The sequence below is a fragment of the Desulfovibrio sp. genome, assembly GCF_018379785.1.
Lineage (GTDB): Bacteria > Desulfobacterota > Desulfovibrionia > Desulfovibrionales > Desulfovibrionaceae > Desulfovibrio.
The window spans coordinates 1-18,614 of the sequence record NZ_JAGZUV010000027.1 but is presented as its reverse complement, the minus strand read 5'-3'; the positions used below and the strand labels follow the sequence as shown (position 1 = coordinate 18,614).

Sequence of the window (18,614 nt, the reverse complement as noted above, 5' to 3'; positions counted from 1 at the left end):
GGCGGGCGCAGCTTCCCCGCGCCGGGCGGAAACGTCCGGCGCGCCTCTTTCTCCGGCCCGCCGGGAACGCCCCGCGCGCGGCATGCGGCCACGTCCGCATCGGCAGAGCGTCCCCCGGAATACGGATGCCCAAAGGCGGCCGCATTGCCCCCAATTCCCCGACTTTTCAGCGCCGCCGGATGCAGACGCACACGGACAAGCCGCCCCCGGCCCGCGTTCCCGGACCGTGCCGTGCGGCCCGGATGAAAAGTGGCGGCCCGGCGCTCTCGCGGAAATGGCGGATACGGCAGATGCCCCGGCCCGGCCCGACCATTCGACACGATTGCGCCATCCAAGAGGTTCGGGAGCTCCGGCAGCCCTGGCCCAGCCCCGCTTTCTGCCCATGTCCCGCGAAGAAATGCTCGCCCTGGGCTGGGACGAACTGGACGTGCTGCTGATCAACGGCGACGCCTATGTGGACCATCCTTCCTTCGGCTGCGTGCTGCTGGCGCGCTGGCTGATCCATCACGGCTTCCGCACCGGCCTGGTGGCCCAGCCCCGCTGGGACAGCCCCGACGACCTGCTGGCCATGGGGCGGCCCCGCCTGTTCGCGGGCGTCAGCGCCGGAGCCCTGGACTCCCTGCTGGCCCATTACACGGCCTTTCGCAAAAAACGCCATGACGATGCCTACACCCCCGGCGGCAAGGCGGGCGCGCGGCCCAACCGGGCCTGCCTGGTATACGCCAACCTGGCGCGCCGGGCCTTTCCCGGCCTGCCCCTGGTGCTGGGCGGCATTGAAGCCTCCCTGCGGCGGGTCAGTCATTACGATTTCTGGACCGACGCCCTGCGCCGCCCCATTCTTATGGACGCCAAGGCTGACTTGCTGGTCTGGGGCATGGGCGAGCGCGCTATTCTGGAATGTGCCCGCCGCCTGGATCAAGACCGGAATCAGAGCCGGGACCAGAGCCCGGGCGCGAACGTGCTGGCCGGAATTCCCGGCACGGCCTGGCTTGACAAACTGAACGCCGAGGGCCGACCCGCCAAGCCGCCCGCCACGCTGGCGGACGCGCCGCTGATGACCCTGCCAAGCCATCAGCAGCTGCTGGACGAACCGGAACAATTGCTCAGACTGACTCAGATGCTGGAACAGCAGGTGCACCGGGGCGACGCCTGGGCCTTTGAGCCCGTGGACGGCCGCGCCCTGGTTCTGGCCCCGCCTCCCGCGCCCCTGACTACGGCGGAAATGGACGAACTCTACAGCCTGCCCTTTTGCCGGGAGGCCCATCCCATTTATACGCAGCCTATTCCGGCGGCGGAAATGCTGCGCACCAGCATCACCAGCCACCGTGGCTGCGGCGGAGGCTGTTCGTTCTGTTCCCTGGCCCTGCATCAGGGGCGGCACATCAGCTCGCGCTCGGCGGACTCCATTCTGGCCGAGGCGCGCGCTCTGGGCCGTGACGCGGCCTCCGGCAGACGGAGCAAGGCTGGCGTGGCCATTTCCGACGTGGGCGGCCCCACTGCCAATATGTGGCAGGCCCACTGCGCTCTGGAAGACGCGGGGACCAAAGAAGAGGGCGACAGCCCGACCGGCATGCGCAAAAGCCGCTGCCGCCGTTCCAGTTGTTGTTTTCCCACGGTCTGCAAGGCCTTTGTGGCCCCGCAGCGCAAACATGTGGAACTGCTGCGCGCGGTGGCGGCTCTGCCCGAAGTCAAACAGGTGCGTGTGGCCAGCGGCGTACGCGCGGATCTGGCCCTGCGCGATGCCGAGGCGCTGGCCGCCTATACCGGCGAGTTCACGGGCGGGCAGCTCAAAGTGGCCCCGGAACACTGCGCGCCCTCGGTGCTGGCCCTGATGCGCAAGCCGCCGCTGACGGTTTTCGAGGCCTTTCTGAAGAGTTTCGTCTGCTAGAGCCGGGCCGCCGGGCGCGAGCAGTATGTGGTACAACCCTGGCCCACTGGCTGCGCCGACGCCACTGGAATCCGCGCCAGACCCAGTGCTTCATCCCCACGCCGGGCACCATTGCCACGGCCATGTATTATTGCGGCAAAAACGAAGCCGGTGAAGACATTGAAGTGGCCCGCAGCGACGCCGCCCGGCTGCGTCAGCATCGCATTCTCATGCCGGTGGCGGAAACGGCGGAGGGACGTCGCAAGCCGCAGGGCGCGCGCGGGCCTGAAAACCGGGAAGGACGCGGGAAGCGCTAGATTAATGAGGATTTTTGTTTTCTGCCAAGGACGCAAGCCGTTGCCGCGTCGGCGGCTTGCTTGAGCCTACGGCTAAAGCAAGGCGAACACCGGGCGGAGGGAGTGGGCTTGGCGCAGGCAGAGGGCAAAAAGAGTATGAATCAGCGCTTCCTTAAAAAAAGCGACCGATCAGATACGTGCCCCAGACCACGAGGATACAGATCTGGGCGGTGAATTGCGCGGCGCTGCCCATGTCCTTGGCTTTTTTGGACAGGGGATGCAGCTCGGGCGAAATGCGGTCCACCACGTTTTCAATGGCGCTGTTCAGCAACTCCACCAGCAGTGCCACTACCAGCACCAGGGCCAGCAGTACGCGGTCGCCCCAGGTCTGGCCCAGCCAGCAGGCCAGCGGCAGGCCCGCGAGGCAGCCCCAGACTATCTGGCGGAAAGCCTGCTCGTCCCGCCAGGCCGCCGTAAAGCCGTCGCGGGAATAGCGGCAGGCATTCCAGAGTCGCCGCAGACCGGAACGCCCTTTGAGCTTGTTGCGGAGATTGTCCGGCGCCTGTGGACCATGCGCAGCCATGTCGCCCCCTTACAACTATCGTCCGCCCCGGACAAAACGCCGGGAGCGTCCGGGCCAGTGTGCCTGAAAAAGCCCGGACGCGCCAGTGCGGCGTAAACAGGGAACCAGGGAGAAAACCATGCCCGATCTGGAACAACGTCTGACCCGCCTGGAGGAGCTGAGCTTCTTTCAGGAAGAACAGCTCAGGCAACTTAACGCCGCGCTCACGGCCCAGCAGACCCAGCTGGACAAGGTGGAGCGGGATCTGGCCGACGCGCTGGCCGTGATCCGCCTTTTGCGCGAAAAGCTGGCCGAGCAGCCGGAAAACACGCTGCCGCCGCATTTCATGCCGGAACGCTACTGACGCACTTCAAGGGTTAAAGATTCTTTGGAGGTGGGATGGAAATCATTTCCGTCCGCGCGCAGCCGGGCTGTGCGGATGCGGCCATCGCCTTTCTGCAACAGGCCTGGGGCGGCGGCAGCAACGAGATCATGTATGAGGACTGCGTCCGGCACTGCCTGGACAGCCCCAGCCCCCTGCCCCAGTGGTATCTGCTGCGGGACGGGGAGGCGCTTACGGGCTGCGCCGGATTGATCCCCAATGACTTCATCAGCCGTATGGACCTCTGGCCCTGGATCTGCGCGCTGTATGTGGCGCGGGAACACCGGGGCCATGAATACGGCCGCCGACTGCTGGATTACGCCAAGGCTGACGCCCGACGGCTCGGTTTCCGCAAAATCTATCTCAGCACGAAACACGTCGGCTATTACGAACGCTACGGCTTTGCCTATCTGGGGCAAGGCTGGCACCCTTGGGGAGAAAGCTCGCGCATTTACGCCGCCGCGCTCTGAACCGGCCGCAACGCGTCCGCGTTTCCTTTCCGCAAAAAACGACCCTTCCGCCAAGGCGGAAGGGTCGTCGTGCATTCACTGATCCGAACCGGCGGCTAGAAACCGAAACCGTCCGAATTGGAACCGGAGGAACCGAAACCGAAATCATCCGGCACCGCATTTTCCTCAGCGGGCGCGGCCTCTGCGGCGTCAGCCCCGGCTACGGCGGCACCGGCGGCCACACCGCCCACCACCATGCCCTTGAGGCCGTCCTTGATGGCGTCCTTGATGGTCTGCATCAGGTCGTCATGGCTCACGGCCACCTTGCCCTGGAATTCGGCCACCTGCTTGCGCAGGCCGCCCATGTCGGAATTCATGGTCTTGATCTTGGCTTCCAGCTCGTCGCATTTTTTCTGGAGCGCCTCGGCGCGGGCCTCGGCGGGTTCCAGTTCACGCACGCGCTCTTCCAGCTTGACCACGGCGGCGGTCTGCGCGGACAGACTGGCGAAAGTATCCGCCAGATAATCCAGGGTCTGGCCGGCCAGGGCCTTGGTACGGCCGTCCATGGGGGTCAGGGAGACATTGTCGCCCAGCATGCCGCGCCCACGGGTGACGAAGCCTTCCCAGGACTGGTCCTCGCTCCAGGTCAGGTCCATGAATTTGGGGTACCAGCGGGCCAGCCAGGCCGCCGCGAACGGCCCCACGGCCTTGGCGCAGCAGTCGCAGGCGATGGAGCGCCCCACCACATAACCGGCGATATCCTTGATGTCCACGCCCTCTTTGCCCACCACCAGGGCCAGCACGGATTCCACGGGAAATACTTTGCGATCACTATCAGACATGGCGGCCTCCTCCTCGGAGATCGTTATTTTTTACTTTGATGCGTTGCTCTTTCCTTCCGCCTTACCCACTCTCACCGGCGGGTGAGATTTTTTGTTCGCTGGCAAGGCACACAAATTTTTTGCGGAGGGCGCGGGCTCTTCGGCCCGTAACCGGAGCAAAAAACGCCGTGTAACGCCGCCAGCGGCAAAAAGGCTCAGCCGCTAGTTGCTTCGCCCGTACATGCGAACATAGACAAGGGCCGCCGTGCGGTACACGAAATGCCCCAGCTTGGACCAGGGCAGATAGGCGAAGAGCATCCAGACAAAGACCAGATGCAGATAATAGACCACAAAGGCCGGCCTGATGGCGTCCGCCAGGCGGAAGCACTGGGAAAGCACGCCGGTCACGGCCACCAGCCAGATGATCCCCAGCAGGTACCAGTCATAGAAGCTGGAACCCTGGTATTCGGGGTTCAGGCGCAGACGGCGCACCGTGAGGATGGCCAGGCCCGCGAGCAGCATGAGCGCGCCGATGTTGGCCAGAATCTTGACCGGGAAGGTCAGGGGCATGGGCGTCTCGATCTTGATCATGGGAATGATCTTGCCGCCCCAGTGGCCCACGGCCACGATGGCGGTGACGCAAGCCAGGATGACAAAGCTCCAGACCAGGACGGCGTGGCCGTACTTGCGGTTGGGCGTGTCCACGCCGGTGGCCGGGCCGTCCTCGCAGTCGTTGAACTTGCGGTGGGTAATGACCTCATCCCAGAGCACGTCCCAGAGGTGCCAGACCCAGCACTTGGTTTTGCCGATGACCGTCATGCGGCCCTCGGGCTTGAACATGGCCCAGAGTTTCATCACCCCGCGCAGCAGGATGAAGCAGGCCCCGAAGAAGGTGATCATGAAGATGGGGTCGATGGTATAGTCGCCGTAGAAGATCTGGCCGAAGACGATGCGGCCGTCAGCGGCGCGCGGAAACCACTCGCCGTTGTTGTACCCGGCGCGAATCCACCAGACGATGAGCCAGAGCGCCGCCGGAATGGCGAAGAGAATGGGCAGGCCCGAGGCCTTGCTCATCCACTTGCCCACGATGGAGGGCGCGGTAAGATCCTTATAGATCACGTTGCGGGCCGCGGCCATCATGTCCGCGGGCTTGGCCCCGCGCGGGCAGAGATCCGAGCAATTGCCGCAGTTGTGGCAGAGCCAGAGGTCCACGTCGGCGCGCAGCTTGTCCTTGAGGCCCCAGGAAGCCCAGACCATTTCCTTGCGCGGATAGGGCGCATTGGCCGGAGCGAGCGGGCAGGCCACGGAACAGGTGGCGCACTGGAAGCATTTTTTGAGGGATTCGCCCCCCGCTTCCGTGAGCTCCCGGGTAAACTCAAGATCCGGTTTAAGCGTACATTGTGCCATTGCTGCCATCCTCCTACATGCCCTTGAACGGGTTGGGGCCCATAGCCGAAATGCGGGCCACGAAGCCGTCGATCAGATCGGGCACCTTGTCATATTCGTCAATGGCCACTTCCAGCTGATCCACGCGCTCGGGCTGCACGCCCAGACGGTTGAGCGTCTCGGCGATGTTTTCCTTGCGGCGGTTGCAGATTTCGGAGCCTTTCACAAAGTGGCACTGGTAATCGTCGCCGTATTTGCAGCCCAGCAGCATCACGCCGTCAAAGCCCTTGCTCATGGCGTCGGACACCCAGATGGCGTTGACCGAACCCAGACAGCGCACCGGAATGATGCGGCAGTAGGGGCTCCAGCTCTTGCGGCGCATGCCGGCCATGTCCAGGGCCGGATAGGCGTCGTTCTCACAGGCCAGGATCAGGATGCGGGGACCTTCTTTCTTGAAGTCCTTGGGCACCTGAACCTCGCGGATCATGGAGCCGATCTGGTCGATATTGTAGTTGGCAAAGGAGATCACGCGCTCGGGGCAGGCGCCGAAGCAGGTGCCGCAGCGGCGGCAACGGGCCGGATTGGGCTTGGGCGTGCCTTTTTCGTCGTCGTCCAGGGCGCCGAAGGGGCATTCCTCTGTGCAGCGCTTGCACTGGGTGCAGCGCACGAAGTTGAACACCGGGTAGGAGCGGTCGCCGGAACGCGGATGCACGGACACGCCGTGCTCTGCCGCTTCAATGCACTGTATGGCCTTGAGCACGGCGCCCCTGGCGTCTTCCTCGCAGGCGTCCATGGTCAGGGGCTGACGCACGCAGCCCGCCGCGTAGACGCCGGTACGCCGGGTCTCGTAGGGGAAGCAGATGTAGTTGGAGTCCGCGAAACCGTCAAAGAGCTCCAGGTCCGGGAAATCCGGGCCCTGGCGGTAGGCGAACTGCACGGTCACGTCCTTGGCCGTGGTGGGCACCAGGCCCGTGGGCAGGACCACCAGATCCACGTCCAGGTCGAAATCCATGCCCAGCAGGGTATTTTTGCAGGCCACCACCATGCGGTCGCCGTGATCACGGATTTCGGTCACGTCGGCCTTGGTCATCATCACGCCCAAGCGGTCCTGCATCTTCTTGTAGAAGCGCTCCAGAATGCCGGGCACGGTCATGTCTTTATAGAGAATAAAGGCCTGAGTGGCGTCGTCGGTCTTTTCGCAGATGGTGTTGGCCAGCCGCAGCATGCCCACGCTGTTCACCGCGTTGGAGTACTGCAGGTGTTTGACGCTCTCCAGATCTTCCTTGACAAAGGGTTTTTCCTCGCCCTCTTCCCCTGCGGGAGCGGGCTTGGCGGCTTCCGCTTCGGCCGGAGCCTCGGGGGCTTCCCCGGCGGCCTTGCGCACGGCCTCTTCGGCCAGGGTGGTGTCCAGCACAAAGGCGATGCGCCGGGCCGTCACTTCGCCGGCCACCAGCATTTTGCCGAACTGGGCCGCGTGCACCACCTTGGGGCTCACGCCCAGGCCCATGGGGGCCAGGTATTTTTCATCCAGGGGCACCCAGCCGCTGGCCAGGACCACAGCGCCCACTTCCACGCTCACCGGGCCCCCGGCCGTGGCGATGACGGCCGTGAATTCGCCGGGCTGACCTTCCAGCTTTTCCATACGGGCATTGAGATGCACCGTGATCTTGTCGTCAGCCGTGACCTTTTCGATCTTGGCCGCCAGATTGGTGGGCTGCTTGTCGGTCCACAGCGGTCCCAGGGGCGAGGCGGTGGGAATGTTGTTGACCGCGCCGCCCAGCTTTTCGGCCTTTTCCACCAGCACCACTTCATAGCCGGTGGCCGCCGCCTCGGCCGCCGCCGTGAGGCCGGTCCAGCCGCCGCCGATGACCAGGATGCGGGCCACGCCCGGAATGGCCGCGGAGTCCGGCACTTCGCTCTTCTGCAGTTTGACCACGCCCATGTTCACATAGTCGCGGGCCATGAGGGTCAGCAGTTCCGGCGCGCCTTCGGCGCTGTCCACCGGGCTGTTGTCCGGATTCTTATAAGCCAGCACGCACTGCTCGCGCAGGTTCACATGTTCCACCTGCACGGGGAAACGGTAAAGGTCTCCGTCCACGCGCGGCGAAGCGCCGCAGAGCAGCACGCCGTCCAGGCCCTGGGCCTCGATATCGGCCTTGACTTCGTCCACCGCCTCGGCCAGCAGGGGAACGACCTTGACCACGGGGGTCAGGTCGCCCCACTTGTCGCGCGTTTGGGCGGCCAGGGCCTCCACGTCAAGGCCTCCGCCGATGTTCTGCAGGTCAAAATAGACGCCAATTTTACCGGCCATGCCGCCTACCTCCCTTTCACCGTTTGCACCGCCTTCAGGGCGGCGGCTGTGCCGGACTGCGCCGAGCGCGTCACATCCAGGGGCATGCGCGCGCAACCGGCCGCGAAAATACCGGCCTCCTCGCCGCCCGCGATGAAGCCGTCTTCATCCAGGGGCAGCGGCAGCGGCGGATTTTCGCCGGCCAGCGAGGGCTGCATGCCTGTGGCCAGCACCACGAGGTCATAGTCCAGGGTGAGTTTTTCGCCGCGCACGGCGTCTTCCACCGTGACGCGCACCTTGTCGCCGTCAGCCTGGACCGCGTCGGCCACCTTGCCCTTGACGAAACGCACGTTGGGCAGGGCCTTGACCTTTTCCAGAACGTTGACGTAGCGGCCGGGCGCGCGCAAATCAATGTAATAGACGGTGATCAGGGTATCCGGATTCTGTTCGGCGATGTACAGGCATTGCTTGAGCGAAGCCATACAGCAGATATAGGAACAGTAATTCAGATGGTTCTGATCACGCGAGCCCGCGCACTGCACAAAGGCCACGGTGTGGGGGGCCCGTCCGTCCGAAGGACGGACGATGCGGCCGCCCGTGGGGCCGAAAGCCGAAGCCAGACGCTCCATCTGCATGTTGGAAATGCAGTTCTTCACCGAACCCGCGCCCAGATTGGTCAGGCGGGTCACGTCATAGGGCTTCCAGCCCGTGGCCACCACGATGGCGCCCACGTTCAGCTCGATCTCGTGCTCTTTTTCCGTAAGATTAAGAAATTTATTGCCCGCCACCCGCGCCGCGTCGGACTTGGACAGGGTGGACGGGTCCAGCACATAGCGGCCGGGGAAGGCGAAGGGCATGGCTTTATACAAGCCCTTGCGCCTGGAAAGGCCCAGGTCGAACTCGCTGGGGGTTTCGCCTTCCAGGCTGGAGGCCAGCAGGCTGAAGTCCACGTTGTGGGGCGCGGTGCGGCGCGGGCTCAGGCGGACCCGCACGCTGTAGTCGCCCTTGCGTCCCGTGAGCCCCGTGACTTCGGCCATGGTCAGGCATTTGATGCGCGGGTTTTTCCTGATGCGCTGGAACTGGATTTCCAAGCCGCAGGAGGGGGGACAGAGTTTGGGGAAATATTTGTTGAGCTGAGCCACGCGGCCGCCGAGCCAGGGCGACTTTTCGACGATATAGACGTCGTGGCCCAGTTCCGCCGCTTCAATGGCGGCTGTGAGGCCTGAAAAGCCGCCGCCCACGACGAGAATGGCATTGGACATCCTGGATATCCTCCTGCGTTGTTGCATAGCGGCTGAAGAAGGAAGACCGGCCTCCCGCCGCGGGAAAAAAGAGGGCGGACCACAAAGGGCCAACCCTGACAGATGGCCGGCTCCGCCTGAACGGAGCGGCCCGCAAGAACTGCTCGCGCATTCTTGCCGCGAGATGGTTGCCGAAGGTTGCCCTCCGCCCGGCAGACATCTCAAGCCTGTACCGTTCTCAGGAGCCCGCGCGACCGCCGGAAACGGCGTACCGTTTCTTGACGGCCCCACGCGCCGGATCGCCGGCGCCGCCGGCAACGGGGGCGGCCCGAGGGCCGCCCCCTGATGGTCAATGCCGCCGACTAGTCGGGGATGATCTGGTAGTAGGGCTTCTTGAAGATCTTGGTCTCGCCGGTGGCGGGATCGTACTTGGAGTTCACGAAGCACTTCCACTTGCTGTCGTCCAGACCCATGAAGTCGGCACGATAGTAGAAGCCGGGATAACGGGATTCCTCACGGAAGGCGATGTGCTGCATGTGCAGGCGCACGGTCCAGAGGCGATGGTAGTTTTCCCAGCAGCGCAGCAGTTCGTGCAGGTCGCGGGCGGCCAGCTTCTGGGAGTCTTCTTCCATCATGGCCAGCAGGTTGAAGCCCGTGTCGAGCAGCGCCTGGGAGGTGGTGTAGTAGGTGGCCACGCCGCCGCCGTATTCATCGGTGCACTTGATGAGGCGCATCATGAAGTTCTTGGGCGTGATGTAGTTCGGGTTCACCACGGGATCCGTGGAAATGGCCTTGCCTTCCACGTAGTTGTAGTACGGACGATAGATCAGCTTGCGCAGTTCGTCGGCCGATTCCTTGATTTCAGGATTGAAGTCCTTGTGGTCCAGGCACCAGCGGACCATCTGCTTGCCGGCGATACGGCCTTCGGCGTGCGAGCCGGAGGAGAACTTGTGGCCGGAAGCGCCCACGCCGTCGGCGCAGGTGAACAGGCCTTCCACGGTGGTCATGCGGTTGTAGACCTTGCCGTTGGAGGCTTTGACCTTGTAATCGTCGGGCACCCAGGCTTCGTCCGGACCGGACACCCAGATACCGCAGCAGCCGGAGTGCGAACCGAGCAGATAGGGCTCGGTGGGCATGATTTCGGAGCCGCGTTCCTCAGGGGCGGTGTTGGTGCAGGCCCACAGGTTGGCCTGGCCCACGCACATGTCGAGGAAGTCTTCCCAAGCTTCGGACTCAAGGTCCTTCTGCTCTTCTTCGTTCAGGCTGGCGAAGGTGTTCAGCAGGGCGGTCTTGGTGTCCATGTAGATGGGACCGCGGCCTTCGCGCATTTCACGCAGCATCATATGGTTGCGCAGGCAGGTGGGGATGACGTTGCCCTTGGCGTAGCCGCGGTCCTCGTAGGGCTTCAGCATGGCCTTGTTGGTCGCGCAGTAGTCTTCGCCCTTGGAGTTGGTGGCCTTGGCCTTGAACAGCAGGAACCATGCGCCCACCGGGCCGTAACCGTCCTTGAAACGGGCGGGCACGAAGCGGTTTTCCATCATGGTCATCTCAGCGCCGACCTGAGCGCACATGGTGTAGGTGGAACCGGCGTTCCACACGGGATACCAGGCGCGGCCCATGCCTTCACCGGTGGAGCGGGGGCGGTACACGTTCACCGCGCCGCCGGCGGCCACCATGATGGTGTTGGCTTTGAAGATGTGCACCTCGTTGGCGCGCAGGTTGAAGCCCACGGCACCCGCGATGCGGTTGGGGGTGTTTTTGTCGAGCAGCAGCTTCACGATGAAGATGCGTTCCATGATCCGGTCTTCGCCCAGGGCGTTCTTGGCCGCTTCGGCCACGATGCACTTGTAGGACTCACCGTTGATCATGATCTGCCAGCGGCCGGAACGCACGGGCTTGTCGCCCTTGCGCAGGGACTTGCCGGCGGCCTTGGCGGCGGCGCCGTTCAGGTTGTGGCCGTCGTCGCCTTTGATCCAGCAGGGAAGACCCCAGTCTTCGAACAGATGCACGGAGTCGTCCACATGCCGGCCCACGTCGAAGATCAGGTCTTCGCGGACCAGGCCCATAAGGTCGGTGCGGACCATGCGCACGTAGTCGTCGGCGCTGTTTTCGCCCAGGTAGGTGTTGATGGCGGAAAGACCCTGCGCCACGGCGCCGGAGCGTTCCAGCGCGGCTTTGTCGCAGAGCATGATTTTCAGGCCGTGTTTGTCACCCCAGCGCACAGCTTCGTAGGCGACGCCGCAAGCGCCCATGCCGCCGCCCACGATGAGCAGGTCAACCGCATGTTCTTTCACTTCGGGTTCGCTGATGGCTACGCCCTTGGTCGCTTCCTTAACGGGAATCATCGGCATAATTGTTTCTCCTTATCGCACTAGCGGTTGAAACGGCTTAACGACCGTGTTCCATGCAGGTGAAGACCTTGTCGGCGTCGGACACGTCGAACTTCTTGCCCAGGGCTTCCTTCGGAGCGGCCAGAGTCTGTTCGGTGAACAGCAGTTCATCTTCCAGGCTGGCGCCTTCGGGACGGCCTTCAAAGGGCTTGATGGAGCCTTCAGGCGTGGTGCGAATGGGGAACTTGAAGCGTTTCACGCTGCCGTTGCGGAACTTGACCGTCCACATGATGGAGTCGGCCGAACGCATGGGGATACAGGTGCCGCCCATGGGCGCGAAGTCCGCGTAAGGACGGGCCGTGATGGCGCCCTGGGGGCAGATTTTCACGCAGGAATAGCATTCCCAGCAAGCGTCGGGTTCCTGGTTGTAGGCCTTCATTTCCTCGGGATCGAGGATCATCAGGTCGTTGGGGCAAATGTACATGCAGGCCGTCTTTTCGCCACCCTTGCAGCCGTCGCATTTGGACGGATCGACAAACGTCGGCATACGTATCCTCCAACTCTTAAAAGTGTTACAAAACATCCCGCCAAGCCCTCGGCGAGGCGTGCGCGATCCCTTGCCGGCACGCCAGGTCAGTCGCGCGCCTCGAAAATTATGGGGGCGCATGGCTTGCGCATTTAGTAACAAGCGAGTGCTGTTCGCGTCAAGCCCCTTTTGCAAAATTTCGCGGGTTCTTCACACTGCCTTCTCCCGTAAAGCCAGGAAAGCCAATGCCTGGAGCATATTCGGAAAAAGAGGCCGCGTAAAGCCCCCTTGCCGTTTTTTCCCGGCCAGGCGTCGAAGGCGGGCCCGAAAACGCCCCCGGCGGCCGCTGTGCGCCCTTGCCAGCGGACGCGTTTCGGGCTAACAGGCTTGCGCAGACAAAAATCAATCCCCGCCGCACGCATTTCCCGCAGAGGACCGAGCATGACCGAGCAAGCCCACGACACCCGCCCCCGCCGCCCGTTGCGCGAGGTGGTCGGCGACATTGACCGCGACATCCTGCGCCTGCTGCTGCGCCGCCACAACCTGCTGGCGCGCATGCACAACAGCAAGGGTTTTCTGGACCCAGCCGAGGAAAAAGCCCTGCGCGAATCCTGGGAGGCCGCCGTCTCCCGAGTGAGCCGCGACGCCCGCCTTTCCGGCCGTTTCTTTTCATTGATGCAGGAAGTGGAATTTCTGCCCCGGCCCAACATCAGCCAGGACCGTGAGGCGGGCGAAGCCGGCCAGGACGCCGGGGCGGAACGCCGCCCGGCCTTCAATCTGGCCCCGCCCCTCAGGCCCGTGCGCCTGAGCATGCCCGCGCCCCTGGCCTGCCGGGCCACGCGCGCCTGGCTCATGCTGGCCGCGGCTTCGGGCCGCCCCCTGCGCATTGAGCCCGGCCTGATGAACGACCCCATCGTGGACTGCGTGAAGGCGCTCAATCAGCTCGGCGCCGCCCTGACCCGCGAGGAGGACGGCGTGACCGCCCGCGAGGCCGCGCCCCTGGGCGCGCCGGACAAGGTGCTGCACGTGGGCGACAGCGCCTGGAATTTTTTCCTGCTGCTGGGCCATTATCTGGGCCGCCCCTCGCGGGCCAAGTTCACCGGCGAAACGAGCCTCAAACTGGCGGACTTTTCCGCCGTGCGGCATTTTCTGCCGCAGATGGGCGCGCGTCTCGTGCATGTGGTGCCCAAGAGCGACGGTCTGCCCGCGCGTCTGGAGTGCTCGGGCATTCTGCCGGATGCCGTGACCCTGCCCGCCGACGTTCCGGCGGAGCTGGCCGAGGGCATCCTGCTGGCCGCGCCCTTTTATGAACGCGCCCTGACCCTGGACCTGGCCGCCCATCCCCAGCAAAAGCTGATTCTGGCCCGCGTGCTGCCCATTATGCGCGCCTCCGGAGCGGATTTCAGCCTGACGGAAAGCCGCGTGCGCGTGGCGCCCGGCCCGCTGCGCCTGCCCGCGCGGCCCCAATTGCCCCTGGAGCCGGAACTGGCCGTATTTCTGCTGGCCCTGCCCCTGGTGCTTTCCGGCGAAACCCGCCTGGACGGCGACTGGCCGCAATGGCCGGGCGCGCGGGCGGCCTGGGAGCTCCTCCGGGCGCTGGGCCTGGATCTGCGCCTTGATTCACGCCCTGATCCGCACCCCGCTCAGCCCGGCGGGGACAGGCCGGGCGGCGTGGTGCGCGCCAAAGCCGACGCAACGCTGAAACGCGCCTGTCTCGCGGACCTGCCCGCCGAACTTCTGGCCGAGCTGCCGCCGGACTGGGCGCCCCTGCCCGTGGCCCTGGCCGCCTGCGCGGCCCTGCGCGGCGGCGAGGCGAACCTGCCCGAACTGCCCGGCGCGGACATGAGCGAAGTAACCAGTTTCCTTCATGCGGTGGGCCTGGAGCGGAATGCCGAAGGCCGCTTGTGCAAAACAGAACAAACAACCTCCCAACTGAACGCCGCCTCAGCCTGGAACGCCCCCTCGCCGGTCTGGGCCCTGGCCCTGGCCCTGACCGCCTGCGCGCGCGATGCGCGCGGCCAGGGCTTCCGCCTGGGCAATCCCGGCGTCATGACCGGCCTGTATCCGGCCTTCTGGGCTCTGTACAACGCCCTGCCCGAACCGGCGGCCAAACGGCCTGTCAGCGGTGAAGCGCCGACGGCTCCCGCACGGCGGCGGATCATCACTTCAGCCGTGGCCGTGCCGCCGGAGCTGCCCGAAGAATAGGACGACGTCGCTTTGTTCCGGCGGCCGCGCCGCCTCCGGTCGCTTCCATGCACGTGGGCTCCACTGAGTGAATTGCTCCAAACACAGAGCCCCGCCTGCTTGTGCAGGCGGGGCTCTGTGCATAAAGGCATGGACGCGGCGTTTATTCCTGAGTAAAACGGTAAAGCCGCACGGCCAGGGGCTGAAGGTTGTCCTTGCCCATGGCCGAGACCACAAAGGCGTAGTCCCTGCTCTGGCCCGCCGGAGGGCAGGGGCCGCGATAATGGCGGGTCAGGCCGCCCTCGGGGATGACGCCCGAGCCGTCGTTATCCCAGGAGCCGCCGCCGAAGAAACGTTCTTCATCGCCATACTCCACCAGACGCACGTCAAAAGTCCGCGTGCCGTCCGGCGCGTTGGCGACGAGAATTTCCGGGGAGATGCGCGAGCAGCGGTGCAGGTCGCGCAGAGTGACGGTAATGGTCATGCCGGCCTGTTCGTCCTCCGCATCCTTGGCGGCGCAGGCGGGCAGAAACAGGGCGGCGAAAAGCGCGGGCACAATGAGCCGCGCCGTTTTGGCAAACACAGTCAGACGCATTCAGAGCCTCCAATGGAGATTGCTTTCTCTAGCTCAGCAAAGCTATAACCAATAGTCATGGCGAAGACAACAACCATCAGGAGTCGTTTATGTCAGTTCTTGCCGACAGCGTGACCGGATACCTGGGCAACGCTTCATGGATCCGCCGCATGTTCGAAGCCGGCGGCCAGCTCAAGGCGCGCTTCGGCGCGGAAAACGTCTATGATTTCAGCCTGGGCAATCCCGACCTGCCCGCTCCTTCCGCCGTGGCTGAAGGGTTGCGCGACTTCGCCGAGCACGCGGGCGAGCCCTTTGCTTTCGGCTATATGCCCAACGGCGGCTTTCCCTGGCTGCGCGAAAAGCTGGCCGCTCACCTCAGCGCCGAGCAGGGCGTCAAGCTCACAGCCGACGACGTGTTGCTGAGCTGCGGCGCGGCGGGCGGGCTGAACGCCTTTTTGCGCGCCGTGATCAATCCCGGCGAGGAAATGATCAGCTTCGCCCCCTACTTTGTGGAATACGGCTTCTACGTCGCCAACCACGGCGGCACGTTCAAGGCCGTCATGAGCCGGAAGGACACCTTCGCCCCGGACCTCAAGGCCCTGGAAGCGGCCATCAGCGAAAAGACGCGGGTGGTGCTGATCAATTCCCCGCACAATCCCACGGGCGTGATCTACAGCCGCAAGGATCTCACCGCCCTGGCAAGCCTGCTGGAAAACAAAAGCCAGGAATACGGACGGCCCATCTGGCTGGTGGCTGACGAGCCCTACCGCTTCCTGGCCTACGACGGCGCGGAAGTGCCTTCGGTGCTGCCCCTTTATCCCTATGCCGTGTGCATCAGCTCTTTTTCCAAAAACCTCTCCCTGCCCGGCGAACGCGTGGGCTATGTGGCCCTTTCGCCCCGGCTGCGGGAAAAGGCCGAGCTCATGGCCGGTCTGACCCTGACCAACCGCATTCTGGGCTTTGTCAATCCGCCGGTCATCGGCCAGCACATCATGGCCAAGGCCTTGGGCAGCCAGGTGGATCTTTCCGTCTACGCGGCCCGGCGCAAAGCCATGGCCGAAGTACTGCGCGACGCGGGCTATGAATTCCAGATGCCCGCCGGCGCGTTCTATTTCTTCCCCAAAGCGCCGGGCGGCGACGACGTGGCCTTTGTGAACAGGCTGCTGGAAGAGCGCGTGCTGGCCGTGCCCGGCTCGGGCTTCGGCTGCCCCGGCCACTTCCGCCTGGCGTTCTGCGTGGACGAAGGCGTGATCCGCAAGGCCGCCGACGGTTTTGCCAAAGCCCGCGCGGCCATTCAGTAAAGGAGATTCGGCAGTATGACCCGGCATCCGTCTTCATTCCCCGCCGTCGCCGATCTTACCGGGAACCGCATTCCGGCGGCTCTTGGCGCGCTGGCCTGCATCCTGTTCTGCGCTCTGCTCTGGGCCGCGCCCGTCGCCGCCCAAGCCAAGGACGTCAGCGCGCAGGAAGCGGCGGCTCTGCTCAAGTCCCCGCCCGACGGCCTGCTGATTCTTGACGTGCGCACGCCCGGCGAATTCCGGCAGGGCCATCTGCCCGGCGCGCGCAACCTGGACTTCTTCGGCGGCCGCTTCGATCTGGACGTGACGGCCCTGCCCAAGGACAGGCCCGTGCTGCTTTACTGCCGCACGGGCCAGCGTTCCGCCGGAGCCCTGGAGGCGCTGGAACAGGCGGGAGTCAAGAACATCCTGCATATGAACCAGGGCATTGAGGCCTGGGAGAAGGCCGGGCTGCCCCTGGAAAAATAAGCAGCAGCTTTTCGCGGACGGCGTTTTAATGAGGGCTGAGCCTGATTTGCCGTTGGCATGAATACTGCTTCTCTTGGGGGCGGAGAGGAAGATTTTTCCTCTTCGCCCGCTTTTTTTAGAGCAAGATAACTTTCTAAAGGTCATCTGCTCCAGGAGGCAGCACGTGAACTCGGCACTGTACATCGGGGCCACCGGCATGAAGGGCTTGAGCCAGGGCATGCAGGTGACCACCAACAATCTGGCCAATGTCAGCACCATCGGCTACAAGCAGCAGAATACCCTCTTTTCCGACATGCTCTCCACGAGCCAGGGCGGTACGGGCGAATGGTGGAACGCCCAGGAGAATTCGCGCGTGGCCCTGGGGCAGACCGGCAAGGGCGTGCAGGTGGACGCGGTGCGCACCATTTTTCAGCAGGGCGCTCTGGAGGCCACCAATACAGTCACGGACATGGCCATCAACGGCAAGGGCTTCTTCCAGGTCAGCGACGGCGCGAATCTCTACTACACCCGCGCGGGCGACTTCCGCCCGGACAACGAGGGCGTGTGGCGCACCCCTACGGGCCTGGCCCTCAACGGCTACAAATATAACCCGGACGGCAGCCTGGGCGGCCTGCAGGAAGTCAAGGTCGACAGGTTCGGCACCATGCCCGCCAAGAGCACGGCCCGGGTAGATCTGACCCTTAATCTGAATTCGAACCAGAATAAGACCGAGGATGCCGGCAATCCCTATTTCGGACTGCTGGGGCTCTACAATGCCACGGCCAAGCCCCCCCTTTCCTCCGACTCGTACGCCTATTCCCAGGCCATGACGCTCTACGACGCCGACGGCAACGCGCGCACGGTCACGGCCTATTTCGACGGCACGCCCGACAGCACGGCGGGCTCCATGATTGAATTCGTCATTGCCGCCGGAGCGGCCGCGGGCAAGACCGATGCGGACGGCAACCCCATTCAGCCTTCGGAGGGCGACGGCCTGCTGATGAGCGGCGTTCTGCAGTTCGACGCCTCGGGGCGCCTGACCGGCATGTCCGCCTTCACGCCCTCGGCGGCGGGCAGCAAGAATCTTGCGGACTGGCAGCCCGCCCAGTTGGAAGGCGGCCTGCCCCAGCTCAATCTGGACGGCGCGGCCATGACCGTGAATTTCGGCATCAGCGCCGCCGGGGGCTGGCAGAACGCTCCGGCCTCGGCGGCGGAGGTCGGCACGGACCAGAGCAAGTTGCCCTCCATGGGCGCGGACGCCGTGCGCGCCGAAGGCGCCACCACTGCCTACAACAGCTCCTCGCCCACGGGCGGCTACAAGCAGGACGGTTATGCCGAGGGCACGCTGAGCACCATCGGCGTCAATCCCGACGGCACTGTGGTGGGCCGCTATTCCAACGGCCAGGGCCAGAACCTCTGGCAGATCCCGGTCTGCCGCTTCACCAGCGAGGACGGCCTGCGCCGCGAAGGCAGCAATCTTTTCTCGGCCACGGAGGAAGCCGGGCAGATGGAAATGGGCGTGGCCGGGACGGAAAACTACGGCACCGTGAACGCCTATAACGTCGAAAATTCCAATGTGGACATGGCTACGGAAATGGTCAACATGATCATCACCCAGCGTGGCTTCCAGTCCAACAGCAAGGTGGTGACCACGGCGGACCAGATGCTTCAGAAGGCCATGGAACTGAAGCGCTCGTAACACGCCGCGTCCTGTGTCCGCGCTTATTACGGGAGCGGCTGCGGGACGAACCCGCCGAAGACGGAAGAAACACGGCCGCACCTCCTGGCGGCAGATTTTGCCCATCCTGCCCCTCCTCCCAGGGCAGACGCATCTAAAAAAGTCTTTATTCCCCGATAGATCAGAGAACGAGCAAAAAGGGGCGAAGCCACCTTTGCTCCGCCGGAGCGAAGCGCAGGCGGATGGCTGGTGCCGGGAGAATCCTAAAAACTAAGATTTTTGC

At 64.3% G+C, this 18,614-nt stretch carries 14 protein-coding genes and 1 pseudogene; 7 read left to right on the top strand and 8 right to left on the bottom strand.

Annotated elements, in window-relative coordinates:
* Positions 1 to 382: 382 nt before the first annotated feature.
* A pseudogene (locus KH208_RS07555) lies at positions 383 to 2,184 on the top strand (YgiQ family radical SAM protein).
* A gap of 151 nt (positions 2,185 to 2,335) precedes the next feature.
* On the opposite strand, the gene KH208_RS07550 reads toward KH208_RS07555, so the two are convergent.
* The gene (locus KH208_RS07550; protein ID WP_062253732.1) at positions 2,336 to 2,746 is read right to left on the bottom strand and encodes a diacylglycerol kinase; all 411 of its coding nucleotides are present in this window, start codon (positions 2,744 to 2,746) and stop codon (positions 2,336 to 2,338) included.
* Between the two features lie 118 nt (positions 2,747 to 2,864).
* On the opposite strand from KH208_RS07550, the gene KH208_RS07545 reads away from it, so the two are divergent.
* Positions 2,865 to 3,089 (top strand): SlyX family protein, encoded by a 225-nt coding sequence (locus tag KH208_RS07545; RefSeq protein ID WP_291435194.1) that lies wholly within the window; start codon positions 2,865 to 2,867, stop codon positions 3,087 to 3,089.
* Between the two features lie 35 nt (positions 3,090 to 3,124).
* On the top strand, positions 3,125 to 3,577 hold the full coding sequence (locus KH208_RS07540; RefSeq protein ID WP_291435193.1) for a GNAT family N-acetyltransferase: 453 nt from the start codon (positions 3,125 to 3,127) through the stop codon (positions 3,575 to 3,577).
* A gap of 95 nt (positions 3,578 to 3,672) precedes the next feature.
* On the opposite strand, the gene KH208_RS07535 is transcribed toward KH208_RS07540, so the two are convergent.
* The 6 genes from KH208_RS07535 to aprB all read right to left on the bottom strand — a co-directional run bounded on the left by KH208_RS07535 (position 3,673) and on the right by aprB (position 12,171).
* Positions 3,673 to 4,398 carry a hypothetical protein gene (locus KH208_RS07535; RefSeq protein ID WP_291435192.1) on the bottom strand — a complete coding sequence of 242 codons (726 nt, stop codon included), beginning with the start codon at positions 4,396 to 4,398 and terminating at the stop codon, positions 3,673 to 3,675.
* Positions 4,399 to 4,599: 201 nt separating this feature from the next.
* Positions 4,600 to 5,784 carry a quinone-interacting membrane-bound oxidoreductase complex subunit QmoC gene (gene qmoC, locus KH208_RS07530; protein ID WP_291435190.1) on the bottom strand — a complete coding sequence of 395 codons (1,185 nt, stop codon included), beginning with the start codon at positions 5,782 to 5,784 and terminating at the stop codon, positions 4,600 to 4,602.
* Positions 5,785 to 5,797: 13 nt separating this feature from the next.
* Positions 5,798 to 8,074: a hydrogenase iron-sulfur subunit gene (locus tag KH208_RS07525; protein WP_291435188.1), complete on the bottom strand. Its 2,277-nt coding sequence runs from the start codon at positions 8,072 to 8,074 to the stop codon at positions 5,798 to 5,800.
* A gap of 5 nt (positions 8,075 to 8,079) precedes the next feature.
* On the bottom strand, positions 8,080 to 9,315 hold the full coding sequence (locus KH208_RS07520) for a CoB--CoM heterodisulfide reductase iron-sulfur subunit A family protein (protein ID WP_291435186.1): 1,236 nt from the start codon (positions 9,313 to 9,315) through the stop codon (positions 8,080 to 8,082).
* A 341-nt stretch (positions 9,316 to 9,656) separates the two neighbouring features.
* Positions 9,657 to 11,645 (bottom strand): adenylyl-sulfate reductase subunit alpha, encoded by a 1,989-nt coding sequence (gene aprA, locus KH208_RS07515; protein WP_291435184.1) that lies wholly within the window; start codon positions 11,643 to 11,645, stop codon positions 9,657 to 9,659.
* A 37-nt stretch (positions 11,646 to 11,682) separates the two neighbouring features.
* A complete protein-coding gene (aprB, locus tag KH208_RS07510) occupies positions 11,683 to 12,171 on the bottom strand; it encodes an adenylyl-sulfate reductase subunit beta (protein WP_291435182.1) in 489 nt (162 codons plus the stop codon).
* 420 nt (positions 12,172 to 12,591) lie between these two features.
* On the opposite strand from aprB, the gene KH208_RS07505 reads away from it, so the two are divergent.
* Positions 12,592 to 14,355 carry a 3-phosphoshikimate 1-carboxyvinyltransferase gene (locus tag KH208_RS07505; RefSeq protein ID WP_291435180.1) on the top strand — a complete coding sequence of 588 codons (1,764 nt, stop codon included), beginning with the start codon at positions 12,592 to 12,594 and terminating at the stop codon, positions 14,353 to 14,355.
* A gap of 142 nt (positions 14,356 to 14,497) precedes the next feature.
* Here the strand turns inward: KH208_RS07505 and KH208_RS07500 are convergent, their stop codons facing one another.
* Entirely contained in the window at positions 14,498 to 14,929 is a 432-nt protein-coding gene (locus KH208_RS07500; protein WP_291435178.1) for an MbtF, read from the bottom strand.
* An 89-nt stretch (positions 14,930 to 15,018) separates the two neighbouring features.
* Here KH208_RS07500 and KH208_RS07495 point away from each other — a divergent pair, with 89 nt between their 5' ends.
* The 3 genes from KH208_RS07495 to KH208_RS07485 all read left to right on the top strand — a co-directional run bounded on the left by KH208_RS07495 (position 15,019) and on the right by KH208_RS07485 (position 18,352).
* The gene (locus KH208_RS07495) at positions 15,019 to 16,209 is read left to right on the top strand and encodes a pyridoxal phosphate-dependent aminotransferase (protein WP_291435177.1); all 1,191 of its coding nucleotides are present in this window, start codon (positions 15,019 to 15,021) and stop codon (positions 16,207 to 16,209) included.
* A 15-nt stretch (positions 16,210 to 16,224) separates the two neighbouring features.
* Positions 16,225 to 16,674: a rhodanese-like domain-containing protein gene (locus tag KH208_RS07490; RefSeq protein WP_291435175.1), complete on the top strand. Its 450-nt coding sequence runs from the start codon at positions 16,225 to 16,227 to the stop codon at positions 16,672 to 16,674.
* Positions 16,675 to 16,837: 163 nt separating this feature from the next.
* The gene (locus KH208_RS07485) at positions 16,838 to 18,352 is read left to right on the top strand and encodes a flagellar hook protein FlgE (RefSeq protein ID WP_291435174.1); all 1,515 of its coding nucleotides are present in this window, start codon (positions 16,838 to 16,840) and stop codon (positions 18,350 to 18,352) included.
* Positions 18,353 to 18,614 lie beyond the last annotated feature (262 nt).